An 18,332-nucleotide genomic window follows, 5' to 3' on the forward strand; every position below is an offset into this window, starting at 1 on the left:
TGATTAGCAGTCAGAACGCACGGCGTTCTGACGACATGAACGGGTTTTCGCCGAGCGGTGCGCGAAGCGCACCCGAGGCGAAAAGAGGTTCGCCTGTACTGAACGCGAGTTGCACAGAGAACGCCAAATAACGAAACTGTATTGCCAACTACTGGTACTCAGCCCGATTGCGGAGCAGAACGCTACTCGTCGGAGAGCTGATCTCGGGGATAGACGTCGATCTCGTGGACGGTCGCCGCCGAACTCTGTGAGCAGGCGAAGACGATACTCTCGGCGATCTCAGCCGGTTCGGGCGCCTCTCCCTCGTCGTAGCGTTCGGTCTGGGTCACGCTCCCGGCGAACTCGAAGGCGGTGCGGACGCCGCCCGGGTTGACCACGGTGACTGCGACGCCCTCCGAGCCGTAGCGCGCCTCGACGCTGTGGGCGAACTGGCGGACCCAGGCTTTCGTCCCCGCGTAGACCGGGTTCGCGGGAAAGGGAAACTGTGCGGCCATACTTCCCACGAAGACCAGGTTCCCGCCACTCTCGAGAAGCGTCGGAAGTACCTCGCGGGCGACGTAGAAGGTGCCGCCGACGTTCGTCTCGACCGCGCGGCGAAACTCCTCGTCTTCGATCTCGGTGACCTCGCCGTGGATGCCCGTCCCGGCGTTGTCCACGACGAGGTCGAGCCCGCCGTGGCGCTCGACTGCCGCCTCGACGAGTTCACGCACGGCCGTCGAGTCACGCACGTCCGTCGGAACCGGTTGGACGTCGACGTCGTGGTCGGCCCGAAGCTCCTCGGCGAGCGCCGCGAGTCGGTCGTCGCTTCGCGCGGCGATCGTCAGCGAGACGCCCTTGGCAGCGAGCGCGGCCGCGGTCGCCCGTCCGATCCCCGAACTCGCCCCGGTCACGATCCCGCACTGGCCTGCGAGCGTACTCATCATCGTCTCTCGTGGTTGTTCGTACGTCCCTATGGGTGCTTCGGACGGCTGGCTCCCAGCTCGTCTGCGTGGCCCGAGGGCCGCGCTCACCGAACGATTATCACACTCGAGTGCCTCCGCTACGGAACGATGGGACTCTTCGAATCGCTCGGGCGACGGGTCGAGCAGTTCAAACAAACGGCCAAAGAGGCCGCCGAGGAGAACGCGACCTACCGGTGTGCAGCGTGTGGCTCGCAGTTCAACGCTCACGACGGGACGTGCCCGAAATGTGGTGCAGATGCGGTCGTGACGGTCGAGACGGAGGCGGTTGAAACGGAGGAAGCTGAGCCAGAGAACGTTGGGACAGAGGAGGTTGAGACGGAGGAGACCGAAACGGAGGACGTAGGGATAGAGGAAGCCGAGCCAGAGGAGGGAGAACAAACGTAGCACAACTCCCTTGCCGACGCCGCCACAAGCGACCGTATGACTGATCGATCCGGCCACGGGCCTCCCGCCCGCTCCGACAGCGGAACCACCCCCCGCACCGACGGCGTTTCGATCGACCACGTCACGATCGCTGGCTCCTCACTCGCCGAACTCGAAACTGCCTTTTCCGACGCCGGAATCGACCCCGAGTACGGCGGCGAGCACGACGGGCTCCCGACGCATATGTCGATCGTCGGTTTCGAGGACGGCACCTACCTCGAACTGATCGCGAAGGCGGCCCCCGAGACCGCCCCGTTCTGGGACGACGCGATGGAGAACGACGCCGGTCCCTGTGCCTGGGCGGCTCGGTCAGCTGATCTCGACGCGGACATCGCCAGGCTCCGCGAGAACGGGATCGCGGTCGACGGCCCTCACCCATACACCAGGGATCGACCTGACGGCGAACCGGCCGAGTGGCGTCTCGCGTTCCTCGGCGACGGCGAACCCGGGAAGCTACTGCCGTTTCTGATCGAGGACGTGACGCCCCGCGAACGCCGTGTTTCGTCGACGCCGTCGGCTGCCGAGGCCGGACTCACCGGCATCGAAACCGTCGTCCTCGCGGTTGAGGACGTAGACGCCGCCGTCGACGCGGTCCGGCGCGCGTTCGACGCGCCAGACCCCGACAGACTGGTCGTCGACGCCGGTCCATTCGCCGGAACCGTCGTCGCGTTCGGGGACCTGCCGGCCGTCTTCGTCGAACCAAATCCCGACGATCCACTGGCCGAGCGTCTGGCTGCCCACGGCCCGGGTCCGTGCGGGTTCGTGGTGGAAACGGATGACCCCGAGACCGCCCGAGAACGGTTCGGTGCAGCCGACCGCTCCCAGCTCGGTGCCCGTGAGGTCGATGTAATCGAACCCGACTGTATCGGCGGGATCGAGTACCTCTGTCTGGGCGTGGATGGAGCTCCATCTGACCCGTCGCCAGCTCCCTCGAACTGAGGAAGCGACCGCCGACTTTCGTCTTCGAAGCTGTGATAGCAGATCATGGAGTCGATCGGCGTCAGCGATCCCCTACCTACGTTGCACACAACCCCGTCCTCATGTGGCTCCAGTGCCACGCGGGGGTATGGGATCCGAATCGACGACGTCGTGGAATCCACCGGATTCGCTGCTCCCGAAGATCAAGTACGTTCTGTTGGCTGTCGGGCCGATGGCGATCCTGATGAGCGCGTCGATGGGTCCGGGGTCCATCTCGTCGCTCGTGGTCGCCGGCTCTGAACTCGGCTACACCGCCGTCTGGCTCGCGCTTATCAGCGGCTGGCTGGCGGCGTCGGTCTACTACGTCAGCGGCAAGGTCTGTACCCTGACCGGGGAGACGCCGGTCGAGGTCGTGACTCGATACACCCACCTGATCGTCTCGATCTTGCTGTTCGCCGGGCTGCTGTACGCCTGGTACTTCGTCATCTCGGTGCAGGGGTACCTCCTGTACAGCACCACGGACGTGCTGCTCCCCGGACTCGGATCGCTCTTGCTCCCGCTCGTCCTGTTTCAGATTCTCGTTATTGCGGCAATATTCACCGGGGGCTTCGACATCGTCAAGGCCGTCCTCGGCACGCTCGTCGTCTCGCTCGCGATCATCTTCTTGGTCAACACCTTCTACATCGGCCCCGACCCCGCCTCCGTCGGTGAGGGACTGATGCCGACGCTGCTCGAGCCAGGAATCGGTCAGATTGGCTTCGCCGGCATTGTCGGCGGCTCGATCGGCGTGGGTCCGGTCTGGTACGCCTACATCGTCAAGGACAACGGGTGGGGTCGCGACGACCTCCCGTTCATGGCGTGGGACCAGGTGATCTTCTACGGGATCCTGTTCAGCGTGTTCAGCGTCGGAATCTACCTCTCGGCGGCCGCGACCCTTCAGGGCGTGGAGGTCGGCGGCGAGTTAGATGCTGCGACCTCGCTCGAACCGATCGCCGGCCAACTCGCCGCCACGCTGTTCACGCTCGGCCTGTGGGCGGCGGTCTTTACCACCATCGGCGGCATGTCCGCCATCGGCGCCTACCTGATCGGAGACGTGATCAACAACCTGCCAGGCGAGGTCGACATCGAACTGAGCCTCGACAACCGGGCCACGAAGGCGCTCACGCTCTTCGGCATCTTCCTCAGCACCGCCGGCATCTCCTTCGAGGGCCAGCCCCCGCTCGAGATCATGGCGGCCGGAATCGGGCTGCTCACCCTCGTCGCGCCCGTCACGATCTTCATCTTCACGGTCGCGACGCTTCGCTCCCAGGACGTCGGCGAACTCACCGGACCCTGGTACCTGATAGCTGCGCTGACTGCCGCCTTCCTCGTCTCGCTGTACTCGGCGTACCTGACGAACCAGTGGTTCGCGGTGATCGGGATCGTCCTCGTCGTCGCCGTCGCCGCGAACACGCTCTACCACGAGTGGCAGAACACCGATCACCTGGCGCCGACGGCCGACTGAACTCTCGGCTGTCTCCAACGCCGTCTCACCGCCCTTTCCGCCGGCTATATACTCCCGGAATCCGAACCCACACGGACGATGACCGAACACATGCAGGCCGTCGGATTTCACGAACACGGCCCCGTCGACAACTACGAACTGCTGACCGTCGACCGCCCGGAACCAGCCGCGGACGAGGTCGTCCTCGACGTGCGAGCGTCTGCACTCAACTACATGGATCTCTTCGCGGTCCGCGAACTCGACCACTACGTCCCCGACTACCCCTTCTGGACCGGCGGCGACGTCGCCGGCACCGTCGCCGAACTCGGCGACGATGTCTCCGGCTGGACGGCGGGCGACCGCGTGCTGGTCGACCCCTTCCTCTCCTGTGGCGAGTGTTCGGCCTGTCGCCGAGGCGAACGGCTCTACTGTGACGACTTCCGGATGCTCGGCGAGATGCGCCACGGCGGCCACGCCGAGTACCTCGCGATTCCCGCCGACGCGCTGTTGTCGATCCCCGAGGACGTCTCCTTCGAGACTGCGGCTTCGATTCCGACCGCCGGCGGAACCGCCTGGCGGGCGCTCACCACCCGCGGTGACCTCCGGTCGACCGAGGAGATGCTGATCGTCGGCGCGACCGGGGGCGTCGGCACCTTCGCCACCCAGATCGCGACCGAGGTGTTCAACGTCCGCAAGCTCTACGCGACGACGAGTACCGACCAAAAGGCCGACTTCCTCTCCGATCTGGGCGTCGACCACGTCATCAACTACACCGAGGAAGACTTCGACCGGCGCGTCTGGGAGCTAACGGACAAGACCGGCGTCGACGTCGTCTACAACTGCGTCGGCGGCCCCACCTGGACCCAATCGATGCGCGCGCTGCGAAACGGGGGCCGGCTGATCACCTCCGGCGCCACTGCCGGCCCGAACCCCGAGACAGAACTTCGATTGCTGTTCATCCGCCAGCTCGAACACATCGGCAGCTCGGGGGCGACCGCGACCGAGCTCGAGTCCCTCTGTGAGTACGTCTGGGACGGCACGATCGAGCCGGTGATCCAAGAGACGTTCTCGCTCTCAGAGTACGAGGAAGCCTTCCGGAAGATGGACGACCGCGAACTGTACGGCAAGGTGCTGTTCGTTCAGGACTGATCCGTCTCGGACCGGTCGTGGTCCGTCTCGACGCCGTAGATCCCGAACGTCGTGCTCTCCGTCTTCCTCCTCGGGAACCTCCGTTCTACGTGACAGGTACCGCTGTGACGGTTCGACCCGTCTCAGGCGGTACCGATAACTACCTGCACCGCAACACCACGTGGTACCTATCCGATGTCCCAGGACTGTCTTGAACTCGACGAGATCGATAGCGGTGTACTCCAACTGCTCCAGCAGGACGCGCGCAACTACACGACGCGGGAGATCGGCGAGCACATCGGTGTCTCCGGCTCGACCGTCAGCAACCGAATCTCGAAACTCGAAGACGACGGCGTTATTCTGGGGTATACGATCGATGTCGACTTCGAGCAGATCGGTGTCAACCCGAAGATGCTCCTCGTCTGTACTGCACCAGCTGCCGAGCGCGAGGCCGTGGCGAGTGAGGCGATCGATATCGACGGCGTCGTCGACGTCAGAACCGTTCTGACGGGGGCGCGAAACGTTCACGTTACCGCTATCGGCCGCGACATCGCGGCCCTCTCGACGGTGACGCAGGCGCTCGAATCGATCGGTCTCGAGATCGTCGATTCCGGAATCGTCAACGAACAGCATCGGTCCCCGTTCGACCACTTCGGCGAGGATGCAGTCGATGCGGGCTCGCTGTGACTGACGGCGGGATTGCGGGGCTTTCTTTCGTTGACGAGTGCTTGAAACGTAGATGTTTTCTTGCAACCCGTGATGGACCGCTCCAGAGCCTTCAACTGCGTTGGAGCACTACACACTCTATGACATCTCGCACAAGTCCTCCACCAAGCGTCGCGGTTGTACAGGAGGTCGCACGTCGGGAGGGCGTGTCCCCAACGGAGCTCCACCCCCCGCTGTGGAACGCGGTCGACTCCGATGCGCTCGACCGACTCGTTACCGGGACGGACGCACCGTGCGTCGTCGAGTTCTCCTACCGGGGCTACACCGTTCGCGTCGATTACACTGACGACGACCGCGTCCAAATTTCGACCCGCGCCGAATCGGCCGGCTGACGCGTCCCCACCCGAATGCGATAATCCCCCTCCCAAATGCGATAGCAGCCATCGACCGCGTGATAGCGTTATTCCCCACGACGGTTGCTGCTCACCGCTCACGAAAGACGTTTGTTCACGACAGTTTACGCGGCTGTACTGTCCGATAATTCTGGTAAAGTACGAATAATTCGGTCTCAGAATCACCCCCTTCAATATGGTGGCCTCCCCTCGGCGAATCTGCCCGCAAGGGCGCAGAGGAACTGGACCACAACCCACACCAGGGACCTTCCCCCACCATCACCATCAACACCTTCCCTGGATCACTCACTTCCCTCTCGGTACCCTCGTACGTACCAGCGTCGGCGATGTCGTCACTTGTTCGGATAGCAGAACGCGTATCATGGTGGGCACATCGACCCGACGGGCCACCTATCGATTCGTGCGTGAACCCGGGCGGGGGGACCGCCCTGGGCTGAGAGACATGAGCACACTCGAAGCGGGGCGAGTCCACTACCGAGCGATCCGGGCACGGCCGCGATCGGTTGTACGTCGCGGTCGGCGAGTGCGTACCCAGCGGGGCCTTTGGTCCCCGCATTCGAGACATTTCTGACGATGTGCTTTGTTATGGGGATGTTTGCTCGCTGTAGCCCCTCCAAACTGCCGTCGTGAGGAGCTGGACCAGACCGTCGCACGATTCCACTGTCTTGCGTAGTCGGCCCTTACTTCCCCTGAAGTGCCCGTCGAGGACACGTACGCCGGTGACTCGACAGGACCGGTGGCCGCCGGTAGGACGTCCATAGCGGACACTGCTTTCGGTTACAAGCCGGATAACTACAACTGGTCCCGGCGGACTCTCTCGCCATGATCACCTGCACTAACTGTGAGACGCCACAGTTCCTCCAGATCACGCAGAGCCGGGTGTACTTCGAGGACGGCGAGATGATAAACGAGATTTCAGAGCACTACGAGTGTACGCTCTGTGGCGGGACCGGCCAGTACGACTACGACGACGAGCGCAATGCGGGGAACGTAACTGGCGAGGTCGAACTGACCAAAGAACGGCCGAAACACGCCTGAGGGGTGGGGGCGGGGCTCGACTGTCGAACGCCGACTGCGCCGCCCCCTACTGACCCTCCCCTGGCGCCGGTCGCCGTGGACGAGGCCGACTCCGCGGTTCGTCCGGAAGCGCTCGCCGAACCCGCGACTCGGCTCGCGTCCGGTACTCGACGTCCCACTTTTCGAACAGTCCGTACTCGGTCATCGTTTCCATACCGGCGATGGCCGCCGACAGCCTGAGCCCGACCAGCGGGATCTCGGCGACCGTGACGATCACGTCGGCGCGAACGATGGCGCCGTCTCGCAAGATCACGTCGACGAGGTCGACGAGCGCCTCGTCGTCCCGCCGCGGCCTCATGCCTCACCCCCTTCGGTCGGCGCCTCGTCACTTCCCTCCTCCGCGTTGCCCAACTCGGGTGCGAAGGTGTACGGCGGCCAGGGCCCGGTAAACCGAACAGCGAGGGTCGGATTGGCGGCGACGTCGTCGAGTACGGACCCGATCGCTCCTTCGGACGCTTCGGGTGCTAGCAGCGTCAGCCGACAGCACGTCTCGCCGTCGAGCGCAGAGCCGTCGCCGCCCGACTCGCCCGCATCTCCCTGATCGAGCGAGACGCTCGGGCTCCGGTCGAGAGCGTGTACCTCGCGAGTGTGCGGTTCGAGTCGCTCGACGAGATCAGCCTCGACCGCGTCGCGGCGGGCCGCCCGCCGATCCGCCAGTCGCTGTTCATATCGTCGCTCTAGGAGGTACGCCGTCCCCTCGTCTGCGTCCTCGATGCGCGCGTTGAGGTCGGCTAACGTCTCGTCGCGCTCGAGAACCGTCTCCTCGTCTTCGGGTTCGGTCTCGACCACCGTGATGCGGTACTCGGCGTGGCCGGAAAGCGACTCGAGAGCCGGTCGTAGTCGGTCGCGTGCGTCTTCGAGCCAGTTTCGTAGTCCCGAATCGCCGCCGTCGACGATCGTGTCGAACTGGAACGGAATCGGCGTGCCAAAGGCCTCTGCGGCCGCATCGACGACCGACTGGTGGCGCACGAGCCACCGCGTCACCTGCGTCGGGTCGGCCGAGTCGTACAGTCCGTCGCAGGCGTGACAGACGATCCCGACGTCGCCGACCGCGACGACGGAGACGGGGCAGTCGTCGACGCCGGTCGCCTCGAACTCCGGATCCGCCTCGTCGACGCGAACCGCACAGTAGAGGTACCGTCCGTCGTCGATTTCGACCGAGGCGCCCGCCTCGCCATCGCGTTCGCGGTCGACGTCCGCGGCGGTGGCCGCGGTCCCAATGCCACGCCCGCCGCCCGAGCCCGGCTCGCCACCGCTCACGGACCGTCACCTCCGTGAACGACACGTCTCGTGTCTTCGATCACGCGTCCTCACCTCCAGCATTCGCTCCCTCAAACACGGAGTAGCCGGGCCCGCGGTGGTCCGAGACGTCGCCCTCGACTTGCTCGATCGCGTCCGAAACCAGCCCGTCTAGGTCGCCACGGAGCTCGTCAACGCCGTCTTCGATCCCCTCGTCGGCTTTTAGCTGCTCGACCTCGTCGACGATGGTCGCGATCTGTCGGCCGAGGCGTTCGATCTCCTCCTCGTCTAACGAGCCGGACTCCATCCGCCGGACGGCCTCGCGCTCTAGGGCCTCGACAAGGAGTTCGACGACCGTGATGACGAGCGTCATCAGCCCGTCGCGGGCGTCGTCGCCGTCGCCGACGTCGATCGTCGTCACGAGTCGCTCCCCTCCGTTTCGTCGTCTGCCGTCTCTGGCTCCTCGTCGCCCGTCCCGCCGCCTCCGGAGCCGTCGGCTCTGGCTTCCTCGGCCTCGTCAGACTCCGCGTCTTCGTCTTCGCCGTCAGCCTCGCCGTCTGCTTCGTCCTCGTCGTCCGGCTGACTCTCGTCGTCCTCATCCGTGTCGTCGGTCGCCGCTTCCTCGGCGGTTACGTTGACCCCCCGCGTCGGATCGATCGCCGGGTTCGGTCGTTCCATCTCGGCGAGCTCCGGGTCGCCAACCGCCTCCGCAAGGCGATGCATGTCGGTTCCCTCGGGGAACTCGAGGCCGTACTTCGCGGCGGTCTCGAAAGAGGCGATGGCGGCTCGGAGCTGAATGCCAAGCAGCTGTGTGTCCCCGATCGAGACCGCAATGTCGGCGTTGATGACGATCCCCTTGTCGAGGAGCATCTCGACGACCTCGGCGAGGTCGGTCTGCTGTCGACTCGGCTGGAAGTCGTCGACCATCAGTCGTACCCCCGTCGCTTTCGCTCGATTTCGAACCGCCGTCCGTAGATGCGCTTACGAGTGGGCGCGGTCGAGTACCGAACCTGGCGGGGAACCGTCGAGTGTCGCGCCCCACCACCCAAGTCACGCCTGTCGACCGGCATCGTCGACGTCGCGGTGGGATTGCGAGAGTTGGTACTCCGATCTTGCATGCGCATCTTCTCGCGGTTTACCTCGTAGAGGCGCTCGAACTTGCCGTGGGTCTTCAGGAGGGCGTCCCGGAAGGCGTCGATTCCCTCCATCGCCCCCTGCTGGATGAGTACCTGGTACACCTCGGGATCGCTCGCGACGTCGACGTCCCCGAGTGCCTCCATCGGGTCGACGTCGTCGACTAGATCACCCGCATCGTCGAGCAGACCGTCGTCGCCCATTACACCGCCGTCGTCAGTGAGTCCCCCCTCGCCGGTCAACCCGTCATCCCCGGTCAAGCCGTCTCCCCCCTCATCCGTCACGCTGGCGGCGACTTCGCCGATCACGCCGCCGTCTTCGTCGTCTGCGAGGTCCGAGACTGCAGCCTCGAGTTCGCGCGTGTCCTCCCAGAGGTCGCCGATGTCGGCCGCGTCCCAGACCTCGAGCAGATCGAGCGCGCTGACGACGTGTGAGAGGTCGACGGCGTCGAAGACATCGCCTTCGCCAGACAACGCGTCGGGGACTTCCTCCGTATTGACTGCCTCTCGGAGTTCGTCGGCGTCGATCGCCTCCGGTAGCGAGGCGGGATCGATCGTTTCGAACAGGTCGGCCAGTTCCTCGACGGCCGTCGCGAGCGTCTCGACGTCGCCGAGGAGCGTTTCGACTCCCTTGTCGTCGAGTTTGGAGAGCGCTTCCACGTCGCCGCCGTGTTCCTCGAGCGACGCGATCGCATCCTCGGCGTCCCCAAGCAGTGATTCGAGCTCCGGGTCGTCACTCACTCTCCTCACCCCCTGGCGTGATTCTCACCGAGAGCACACCGTTGTTGAGCTGTGCGTCCGTCGTCGGCTCCGGCCAGGGGACCGCTACACGCTCGATTTCCCCCCCTTCGACGCCGATGATCAGCCGATCCTCGTCGAATCCAACCGTCACCGAGTCGGGGTCGACACCGGCGAGGTCGGCGGTGACGAGCACCCCGTCGTCTCGGCGCTGGACGGTCGTGGGGATCGACGAGGCGGGACGGCGCCGGCGTGTCCGTCGGCTACGAGAATGATCGTCACCCCGACCGCCGGTTTCGCGTTCGGGGAGCCCTCCTCGTCCGCGGCCCGATTCGAGGTCGCCGATCCCGGTGTCGATCGAGATGTCGTACTCGAGTCGCCGATTCTGACCTCGATGGCTGCTTCCCGAGATTCTGTCTAACGAATCAAGCGCCCGTAGCAGGCTCGAGAGCAGGCTTCGGCCGTCGCCGCCGTCGTCGGCCCAACCGCCCGCCGGTCGCCCAGAGTCGACGGGTGAGACCGTTTTGTCTGGCTGCTCTCCATCCACGTCGCGGCGCCCGTCGGCGTCGTCGGATTCGGCTGGTGGGCTCTCCGCGTCGTCGTCGGATCGATCGGTCGGTGGGTTGTCCGCATCGTCGGTGGATCGATCGGTTGGCGGTTCGTCCGGATCGTCGTCGGGCGGGTGCCCGGGTTCTGGTGGCGTCATCGTTTCACCTCGATTCGACCGCTGGTCAGCTCCTCGTGGACCTCGCGGGCGATTTCGAGTTCGGCCTCGATCGCTTCTTTTCGGCTCTGGTACTCCTCCTCCGAGCGCTCGCCGAGTTCGTACAACAGCTGGTTCTCCTTTCGCTCCTCCTCTAGGGCCTCGACGTCGTACAGCTCCTCCAGCGCGAGGTCGTGGAGGGCGCTGACGATGCCCACGAACGGCCGGAACAGGAGATCGTCGAGGACGAACATCGTTACTGGGCTCCGATCGCGACGTCGACGAAGCTGTACGGTGCAAACGGGCCGGTGTACTGCACCAGCACGTCGTCTCGTTCCGCCTCGAAGCGCCCGACCGCCTCGTCGAACGCCTCTCGGTCCTCGCGCTCGACCAGGTACGACCGGTTGAGGACGAGGCGATCGCTGAACAGGTCGTTATCTATCGACTGGGCCGCGAGGGGGTCGAGATCCGCCGCCACGTGCTCTGTCACGGCCTCGGGGTCGACGTCAGCGTCCGTCTCGCTGACGAGCTTGAGTCCGAGTTCGACCCGGCCCTCGACGTCTCGCATCGCCCGGCGGAACGCGGACTGAGCGCCCCGGAGGACGTTCTTCAGCGCCCGCTCGCTCTCGAAGGCCATCCCGAACTGCATCGGGACGATCGCCGTAACTCCCTCACGATCCATAATCTCTCGGAGCAGGTCGTCGTGTCGCGTGGCCGCCTCGTCGGTCTCCTCCGGTTCTGTCGTCTCGATATCAGAGACGACGGCGCCGAGGCGACGGTGGGAGACGGTATAGATTCGGTCGCCGTCTCCAACGGGCTTGGTTTCCGGCTCGAACTCGACGCCGTCGCCCTCGAGGACGCCGTACACGTAGCGATTACTCACCGCGTACCACCTCCGGCTCGCCCTCGTTCCGGACTTGGAATCGGGTGTTGGATCATGGTTCGGATGGGTGCACGACGGGATCCCCCGCCGGCAGGGCTCACCGGGATCGCCGGCCCGCGCATCGATAGTGCGGGTCGACTCGACGCTCTTCGACCCGCGCCCCGGTGAGTCGGTTGCACGTGCAGTTCTCGCCCGGCCTGCCTCACCGTGGTGCTTGCAGGCGCAACCGAACGATGGCCGCGAAAACCGGCTCGAGGGGGCTTGCAAGCGCAGCGAAAGCCGTCAACCGAACGCGAGGCGGACGGTACGTCGCATGGCATCACCACAACGCAGACCCGACTCGTCGAGTCTCGCAGAGGTGCTCGACCGCGTCCTTGACAAGGGCGTCGTCATCGACATCTGGGCGCGCATCTCGGTCGTCGGGATCGAGCTGCTGACGATCGAAGCGCGGGTCGTCGTCGCCTCGGTGGACACCTTCCTGCACTACGCGGAGGAGATCGCCAAAATTGAGCAGGCGACGGCCGAGGGCGATCTGGAAGATCTCGAGGAGCTCGAGATCGAAGAGCGACCAGAATCGTCGCCACAGTCGGCCGCCCAGTAATCTCGATGGCCGACGACTCCTCGCGAAAGCGGAAGGTAAGAGGGACAAAGATCCGAAGCGACCGCAATCAGAAGCGCGGTCGCCGGGCAGAAAAGGAGCTGCGGCGGAAGGCAGCCGCTGCGGGCGAACGAGGCGGCGACGCGCCGCTGTCGGCGCCCGAAGAGGTTGCCCCCGAGCCGTTCGTCCGAACCGACGAGATCGAATCACTCGTCGGACGCGTGGGCGGCTGGCTCGACGCCGAGCTCCCGGTCCACCTGATCGGCCCCACCGGCTCCGGGAAGACGTCGCTCGCGCTGGCGGCGGCAGCCGATCGAGGCCGACCGGTCGTCTGGATCAACGGCGACGAGGCCGTCGACACCGAGGCGTTAGTCGGCGCCCACGCCGGCGGCGAGCGCTACCAAGAGCACGACCAGTTCGTCAGCGGGGTCAGCAAGAAGACCCAGATTGTCCGCGAGCGCTGGGTCGACAACCCGCTGTCGGTGGCCGCCCGCGAGGGCGCGACGCTCGTCTACAACGAGTTCTCCCGGAGCGACCCCGTCGCCCACAACGTCCTGCTGTCGGTGTTCGAGGAGGGCGTCCTCGAACGGCCGGGCAAGCGCGGTGAGGATCGGACGATCGACGTCCACCCCGAGTTCCGGGCGATCCTCACGTCGAACGACGTCGAGTACGCGGGGGTCCACCAGCCCCAGGACGCGCTGCTCGATCGGGTCGTCGGAGTCCACATCGAACCCTACGGCGCCGAGACCGAACGGGAGATCGTCGCCGCCCACGTCGACCTGCCATCCGGCGAGGTCGAGCGCATCGTCGCGGCGACCCAGGAGTTGCGCGACCAACTCGACGACTTAGACGTCGTGATCGGCACTCGCGCTGCCATTACGGCGGCGAAGGGCGTGGCGGCCTTCCGAAACGGCGACGACGAGGTGGCAGACGACGTCCTCGCGGACGTCTTCACCGACGTCCTCGCACCGAAAGCCGTCGGCGTCGAAGAGGGAGCCGGCGTCGGCGAACTCCGCAGTCGAATCGAGAGCACGCTCTGACGGTCCACCCTGGGCCGGCGTGTGAGAAGACGACAGATTGCGTTCGACGACGAACGCACCCGCCAAATCCACCCTGCACATGGCCGACGCCAAGACGGAATCGACCGACCGCTGCCTGGCGCTCACTGCGGACGACGAGCGCTGTGCTCGGCCCGCCCAGGAGGACGGATTTTGCTATCAACACGACCAGAGTGATCCAACCGTGAGCGACAGTCAAACCGCACAACAGGAGGAGCAAGAACAGGACAACCAGCAAAGCGAAGCCATCGCCCCCGAGGGAACGACCGATCCCGAGGACGTCGATGCGGACGAGCTTGCCGACGACGAGCTCGATCTCGACGACGCCGACGAGTCGAAGATCGAAGGTGTCCTCGCCATCCGTCGAACGGTCAAATCGACTGCAGGCGCCCTCGTCGGCCACCCCTTCGACGGTGTTAGCGAGATCACCCCGATCGACGACGGCTGGCGGGCGACCGTCGAGGCCGTCGAGCGCAGAGCCGTCCCCGACACCCAGGACATCATCGGTCGGTACGAGATCGAACTCGACGAAGATGGCGTCGTCCAGGGCTACCGCCGGCTCGACCGCTACCGCCGGGGCGACACCGCTTCCTTCGAGTGAGCGCCGCCGGCGACCTCGCTCAGTCGTCGGCGGGTAGCGACCGCTGTGTGCGCTCCGGTTGTTCCTCCTCGCGATCCTCTGTGTCGGCTCCGCAGGGCGGTTTCCTCTCTTCGCTGCCCTCGTCCTTCGAAGCATCCTCCTCGCGCGCTTCTGGAGTCGTCGGCTCGACGAACTCTCGTGCGATCGGCGTCAGCTCGTTGACCGTCGCACGCCCGTCGCGCTCGCGGGAAACCAGTCCGTCCTCGGATAGCGACGAAAGGTGGTGTGAGACCGTACTCGGGTCACGATCCAGTTCCTCCGCGAGGCGACCGTTCGGTACCGGCCCCAACTCCGCGAGTGCCGTCAACACGTCGCGTTTGGCCGGCTCCGCCATCACCGCTCGCACCTCGGCGTCGACGTCTTCGCCGATCGGGTAGTACCGCCGCTTTCCGTTTGCCTTCACCGAGGTGACGAGGCGCTCTTCTTCCAGAATTCGGACGTGGTGGCGGACCGTCGAGAGCGGAACGTCGCTCGCCTCGCTGACCGCAGAGAGGTACCGGCCGGGCTCGGCCGTAATCGTCTCGTAGACGGCGGCTCGGCGCTCGTTCTCGAGTGGGTCCGAGTCGTCGTACCGGCTGTACTTGAGGACCGCGAGCAGCTCCCAGGGAAGCCGTCGCAGCCGGGAGAGCGCCTCGCCAACCAGCGGCGATCGAATCCGCGAGCGCCACCCCGCCGTCGACCCACTGGCGGCGCTGGACGCTCCGCTCGCCCCACCGGCGGCCGCCCCCGAACCGCCAGCAGCCGCCCCCGTACCACCTGCGGTGGCGCCACCGGCGGCGGCTCCGCCCGCCGCCGCGCCGACAGTCGCAGAACCGCCGGCGAGACCGCCCGCGGCGCCGAGTGCCGTCGTCGCGCCGAGCATCCCGACGAGGACCGCGTCCGCCGTGGCGCTGGTGGCGACGCCGTCAGGTCCGGCGATCGCCTCGCCGACGTCGCCGAGATCGACGACGCCCGCGCCGGCGCCCGCAGCGTCGACACCGACCGGGAGGCGCTCTCCGAGGTCGGCTGCAAGGCCGCCGAGTTCGTCGCTCGTCTCGTCTGTGGCCCCTTCGATGTGGTCGCTTGCCGATCCCACAAGACCGTCAACCGCGCCACCGAGGCCACGCTCGTCGTCTCCATCATCGTCGGACCCGGCTCCACCGACCGTCTCATTGGTCGCGTTCTCGAGATCGTCAGTAGTCCCGTCGATGGTGTCTCCGAGACCAGCGTCCGACCCCGTCTCGTTGAGGGGACCGACATCCAGTTCCACCTCGTCCAGTGTGTCGACGTCATCCGACGGCGTGCCGACTGCCGCGACGGACCCGGCTGTGGCTCCGAGAACCACCACAACCAGCAGCGCCACAGCCACTCGCCGGAGGGATGACGAACGCATGGTTCGGAGAAAGACATGCGCGCCTGATTCTAATATCTTGTTACTCGTCAGGTGAGCAGAGGATGGCATCCCAGCACCGATCCAGCAAGCTATTTCCGCACTCGGCGGCCCCTGTGAGACATGGATCAGGCGTGTGGCCCGCCACCCGAGATGGCCGCAAAGCGCGACGAGCTCACGCCCATGATGGCCCAGTACCACGACCTCTGTGCGCGCTACGACGACGCGCTCGTGCTCTTTCAGGTCGGGGACTTCTACGAGACCTTCTGCGGGGCCGCCGAGCGCACCGCCCGCCTGCTGGAGATCGCGCTCACGAGTCGGGAGGATTCGACCGGCGAGTACCCGATGTCCGGCATTCCGATCGACAACGCGGAGTCGTACATCGAGGAGCTGTTAGACGCCGGCTACCGGGTCGCCATCGCCGACCAGGTCGAAGAGCCCGGCGAGACCGCGGGCGTCGTCGACCGCGCGGTAACCCGGGTCATCACGCCGGGAACGCTCACCGAGGACGAACTGCTCGCCGGCGACGACAACAACTTCGTCGCGGCGCTCTCCCGGGTCGGCGAGACGACCGGCCTTGCCCTGCTCGACGTCTCGACCGGCGACTTCCTCGCGACGAGCGCGACCACGGCGGACGCGATCGCCGACGAGATGAGCCGGTTCGACCCGGCCGAGGTCATCCTCGGTCCCAACGCCGACGCGGGGCTCGTTCCCGACACCTGTATGGTGACGCCTTTCGACTCCGCCGCCTTCGACACGGAGCGGGCGCGAGAGCACCTCTCGGTGTACTACGGCCGGCCGGAGTCGCCACTGGCCCACGACGCCGAGGTGCGGGCCTGTGGCGCCCTGCTCGCGTACGCCGAGTACGCCCGCGGCGGGGTCGGCGAGGCAGCTGACGGCGAATCGACGGGAGCGGAGGCCACAGATACGGAGACCTCCAATCCAGCCGCCGTCCTCGCGGAACCGAAACTCGAGTACCTCACCCACCTCACGCGGTACGATCCGCGGGAGTACCTGCTGTTAGACGCCGTCGCCTTGCGCAGCTTAGAGCTGTTCGAGCCCCGATCGGTCCACGGCCGCGAGGACGCAACCCTGATCGGCGTCCTAGACGAAACCGCGAGCGCGCTCGGCGGTCGAATGCTCCGCGACTGGCTGCGCCGGCCGCTGCTCGACCCCGACCGGATCGAGGCCCGCCACGACGCCGTCGACGAGCTCGTCGGCGCCGTCAGAACGCGCGAGCACTGTCACGACCGTCTGCGCGAGGTCTACGACCTCGAACGGCTCATCGGTCGGATCTCCCGCGAGCGCGCCAACGCACGCGACCTGCGCTCCCTCCGGGACACGCTCGCGGTCGTCCCCGAGGTCCGCGAGGCGCTGGCCGACGCCGAGTCGCCGCTGCTCCGGGACGTCCGCGAGCGGATCGAGCCCCTGTCGGACCTCCGAGAGCTGATTGAGGACGCAATCGTCACCGAGCCGCCAATCGAGATCACCGAGGGCGAAATCATCGCCGACGGCTACGACGCCGATCTCGACGAGCTGCGGTCGACGGCCCGCGAAGGAAAACGCTGGATCGACGAACTGGAGGCTGCCGAGCGCGAGCGAACCGGCATCGACTCACTGAAGGTCGGAGACAACGCCGTCCACGGCTACTACATCGAGGTGACCAACCCGAATCTCGATTCGGTGCCCGAAGACTACCAGCGACGCCAGACCCTCAAAAATTCGGAGCGGTTCGTCACACCCGAGCTGAAGGAGCGAGAGGAGGAGATCGTCGGCGCCGAGCAACGATCCGACGACCTCGAGTACGAACTCTTCTGTGCGGTCCGCCGCCAGATCGCCGACGAGGTCGAGCGCGTTCAGGCGCTTGCCGACGGACTGGCGACCCTCGACGCGCTCGTCTCGCTCGCGAGCGTCGCGGCCCAGTACGACTACTGCCGCCCGGAGCTGGTCGACCCTGACGCGGTCGACGGTGGCCAGCGGATCCGCATCGAGGGCGGGCGCCACCCCGTTGTCGAGCGCACCCAGGAGTCGTTCGTCCCTAACAGGGCCGACCTTGACGCCGGGAACCGGCTCGCAATCATCACCGGGCCGAACATGTCGGGGAAGTCGACGTACATGCGCCAGATCGCCCAGATCGTCCTCCTTGCCCAGGTCGGCAGCTTCGTTCCGGCTCGGACCGCCGAGATCGCGCCCGTCGAGCGGATATTCACCCGTGTGGGCGCCTCGGACGACATCGCCGGCGGCCGGTCGACATTTATGGTCGAGATGGACGAGCTCGCGACGATCTTAGAGCAGGCCGACGAGCGCTCGCTGGTCCTCCTGGATGAGGTCGGTCGGGGAACCTCGACGGCCGACGGGCTCGCGATCGCGCAGGCGATGGTCGAGCACATCCACGACGCGGTCGGCGCGATGACGCTGTTCGCGACCCACCACCACCCCCTGACTGAGCTCGCAGACGAGCTTCCAGGCGCCTTCGCCCTCCACTTCGAGACCACCCAGCAAGAGGGAGAGGTGGTTTTCGACCACGAGATCGCCCCCGGCGCGGCCGCGGGCTCCTACGGCGTCGCGGTCGCGACCGCGGCCGGCGTACCAGACGACGTCGTCGAGCGCGCCCGCGAGTTGGTCGATGCTGACGCAGCTACTCGCAATCCCGCCGCCGACGCGCCGTCCGCAGCCGCAGAGTCGTCAGCCAACCCCGCCGCGGACGGTGCGCAAGCCGCCGACGGCGGCGAGCCGGTATCCGATCTGAACCAGTCGGCTGAGGCCGAACTGGCGACCCTCGCGGCCGAACTCCGCGCCCTCGATCTGGCTCACCTTACGCCCGTCGAGGCGCTGACCGAACTCGATCGCCTCCAGCGGTTGGCAGAGGAGTGACGCCGACTGAGGGGCTTCGTTCGACCC

At 66.2% G+C, this 18,332-nt stretch carries 21 protein-coding genes and 1 pseudogene; 12 read left to right on the forward strand and 10 right to left on the reverse strand.

Annotation, left to right across the window (positions count from 1 at the left end; genetic code table 11):
- Positions 1-182: 182 nt before the first annotated feature.
- Positions 183-923 carry an SDR family oxidoreductase gene (locus OB905_00005; GenBank protein MCU4924368.1) on the reverse strand — a complete coding sequence of 247 codons (741 nt, stop codon included), beginning with the start codon at positions 921-923 and terminating at the stop codon, positions 183-185.
- A 126-nt stretch (positions 924-1,049) separates the two neighbouring features.
- On the opposite strand from OB905_00005, the gene OB905_00010 reads away from it, so the two are divergent.
- The 7 genes from OB905_00010 (at position 1,050) to OB905_00040 (ending at position 7,031) form a co-directional block, all read left to right on the forward strand.
- Positions 1,050-1,346, forward strand: a complete 297-nt coding sequence (locus OB905_00010; protein ID MCU4924369.1) for a hypothetical protein — start codon at positions 1,050-1,052, stop codon at positions 1,344-1,346.
- Between the two features lie 36 nt (positions 1,347-1,382).
- Positions 1,383-2,324, forward strand: a complete 942-nt coding sequence (locus tag OB905_00015) for a VOC family protein (protein MCU4924370.1) — start codon at positions 1,383-1,385, stop codon at positions 2,322-2,324.
- 127 nt (positions 2,325-2,451) lie between these two features.
- A complete protein-coding gene (locus OB905_00020) occupies positions 2,452-3,807 on the forward strand; it encodes a divalent metal cation transporter (protein ID MCU4924371.1) in 1,356 nt (451 codons plus the stop codon).
- 78 nt (positions 3,808-3,885) lie between these two features.
- Positions 3,886-4,935 carry a zinc-binding dehydrogenase gene (locus OB905_00025; GenBank protein ID MCU4924372.1) on the forward strand — a complete coding sequence of 350 codons (1,050 nt, stop codon included), beginning with the start codon at positions 3,886-3,888 and terminating at the stop codon, positions 4,933-4,935.
- Positions 4,936-5,109: 174 nt separating this feature from the next.
- Positions 5,110-5,601 carry an Lrp/AsnC family transcriptional regulator gene (locus tag OB905_00030; GenBank protein ID MCU4924373.1) on the forward strand — a complete coding sequence of 164 codons (492 nt, stop codon included), beginning with the start codon at positions 5,110-5,112 and terminating at the stop codon, positions 5,599-5,601.
- 119 nt (positions 5,602-5,720) lie between these two features.
- Positions 5,721-5,972 (forward strand): hypothetical protein, encoded by a 252-nt coding sequence (locus tag OB905_00035; GenBank protein ID MCU4924374.1) that lies wholly within the window; start codon positions 5,721-5,723, stop codon positions 5,970-5,972.
- Between the two features lie 843 nt (positions 5,973-6,815).
- Complete coding sequence (locus OB905_00040) at positions 6,816-7,031, forward strand: hypothetical protein (GenBank protein MCU4924375.1); 216 nt, start codon at positions 6,816-6,818, stop codon at positions 7,029-7,031.
- Positions 7,032-7,077: 46 nt separating this feature from the next.
- On the opposite strand, the gene OB905_00045 is transcribed toward OB905_00040, so the two are convergent.
- From OB905_00045 to OB905_00080, 8 genes are read right to left on the reverse strand one after another with little or no spacing between them, the layout of a single operon-like run.
- Positions 7,078-7,368 (reverse strand): gas vesicle protein, encoded by a 291-nt coding sequence (locus tag OB905_00045; GenBank protein MCU4924376.1) that lies wholly within the window; start codon positions 7,366-7,368, stop codon positions 7,078-7,080.
- On the reverse strand, positions 7,365-8,330 hold the full coding sequence (locus tag OB905_00050; GenBank protein ID MCU4924377.1) for a GvpL/GvpF family gas vesicle protein: 966 nt from the start codon (positions 8,328-8,330) through the stop codon (positions 7,365-7,367). The genes OB905_00045 and OB905_00050 overlap by 4 nt, the downstream gene beginning before the upstream one ends.
- Positions 8,331-8,370: 40 nt before the next feature.
- Complete coding sequence (locus OB905_00055; GenBank protein ID MCU4924378.1) at positions 8,371-8,730, reverse strand: gas vesicle protein K; 360 nt, start codon at positions 8,728-8,730, stop codon at positions 8,371-8,373.
- On the reverse strand, positions 8,727-9,236 hold the full coding sequence (locus tag OB905_00060; GenBank protein MCU4924379.1) for a gas vesicle protein: 510 nt from the start codon (positions 9,234-9,236) through the stop codon (positions 8,727-8,729). The genes OB905_00055 and OB905_00060 overlap by 4 nt, the downstream gene beginning before the upstream one ends.
- Complete coding sequence (locus tag OB905_00065; protein MCU4924380.1) at positions 9,236-10,183, reverse strand: hypothetical protein; 948 nt, start codon at positions 10,181-10,183, stop codon at positions 9,236-9,238. The genes OB905_00060 and OB905_00065 overlap by 1 nt, the downstream gene beginning before the upstream one ends.
- The gene (locus tag OB905_00070) at positions 10,176-10,886 is read right to left on the reverse strand and encodes an Hsp20/alpha crystallin family protein (protein MCU4924381.1); all 711 of its coding nucleotides are present in this window, start codon (positions 10,884-10,886) and stop codon (positions 10,176-10,178) included. Before OB905_00070 ends, OB905_00065 begins: the two co-directional genes overlap by 8 nt.
- The gene (locus OB905_00075) at positions 10,883-11,137 is read right to left on the reverse strand and encodes a protein gvpG (GenBank protein MCU4924382.1); all 255 of its coding nucleotides are present in this window, start codon (positions 11,135-11,137) and stop codon (positions 10,883-10,885) included. The genes OB905_00070 and OB905_00075 overlap by 4 nt, the downstream gene beginning before the upstream one ends.
- A 2-nt stretch (positions 11,138-11,139) precedes the next feature.
- Positions 11,140-11,766 (reverse strand): GvpL/GvpF family gas vesicle protein, encoded by a 627-nt coding sequence (locus tag OB905_00080; GenBank protein MCU4924383.1) that lies wholly within the window; start codon positions 11,764-11,766, stop codon positions 11,140-11,142.
- Positions 11,767-12,079: 313 nt separating this feature from the next.
- Between OB905_00080 and gvpA the strand changes: the two genes are divergently transcribed.
- The 4 genes and pseudogenes from gvpA to OB905_00100 all read left to right on the forward strand — a co-directional run bounded on the left by gvpA (position 12,080) and on the right by OB905_00100 (position 14,023).
- The gene (gene gvpA, locus OB905_00085; protein ID MCU4924384.1) at positions 12,080-12,367 is read left to right on the forward strand and encodes a gas vesicle structural protein GvpA; all 288 of its coding nucleotides are present in this window, start codon (positions 12,080-12,082) and stop codon (positions 12,365-12,367) included.
- A 5-nt stretch (positions 12,368-12,372) separates the two neighbouring features.
- Positions 12,373-13,404 carry a gas vesicle protein GvpN gene (gvpN, locus tag OB905_00090; GenBank protein MCU4924385.1) on the forward strand — a complete coding sequence of 344 codons (1,032 nt, stop codon included), beginning with the start codon at positions 12,373-12,375 and terminating at the stop codon, positions 13,402-13,404.
- A gap of 79 nt (positions 13,405-13,483) precedes the next feature.
- Positions 13,484-13,609 (forward strand): annotated as a pseudogene (locus OB905_00095) (DUF5763 domain-containing protein).
- A complete protein-coding gene (locus OB905_00100) occupies positions 13,607-14,023 on the forward strand; it encodes a gas vesicle protein (GenBank protein ID MCU4924386.1) in 417 nt (138 codons plus the stop codon). Before OB905_00095 ends, OB905_00100 begins: the two are co-directional and overlap by 3 nt.
- Positions 14,024-14,042: 19 nt before the next feature.
- Here OB905_00100 and OB905_00105 read toward each other — a convergent pair whose 3' ends face one another.
- Positions 14,043-15,434 carry a helix-turn-helix domain-containing protein gene (locus OB905_00105; protein ID MCU4924387.1) on the reverse strand — a complete coding sequence of 464 codons (1,392 nt, stop codon included), beginning with the start codon at positions 15,432-15,434 and terminating at the stop codon, positions 14,043-14,045.
- Between the two features lie 120 nt (positions 15,435-15,554).
- On the opposite strand from OB905_00105, the gene mutS reads away from it, so the two are divergent.
- On the forward strand, positions 15,555-18,305 hold the full coding sequence (gene mutS / locus OB905_00110; GenBank protein ID MCU4924388.1) for a DNA mismatch repair protein MutS: 2,751 nt from the start codon (positions 15,555-15,557) through the stop codon (positions 18,303-18,305).
- Positions 18,306-18,332 lie beyond the last annotated feature (27 nt).

The sequence above is a fragment of the Halobacteria archaeon AArc-dxtr1 genome, assembly GCA_025517425.1.
GTDB lineage: Archaea > Halobacteriota > Halobacteria > Halobacteriales > Natrialbaceae > Halostagnicola.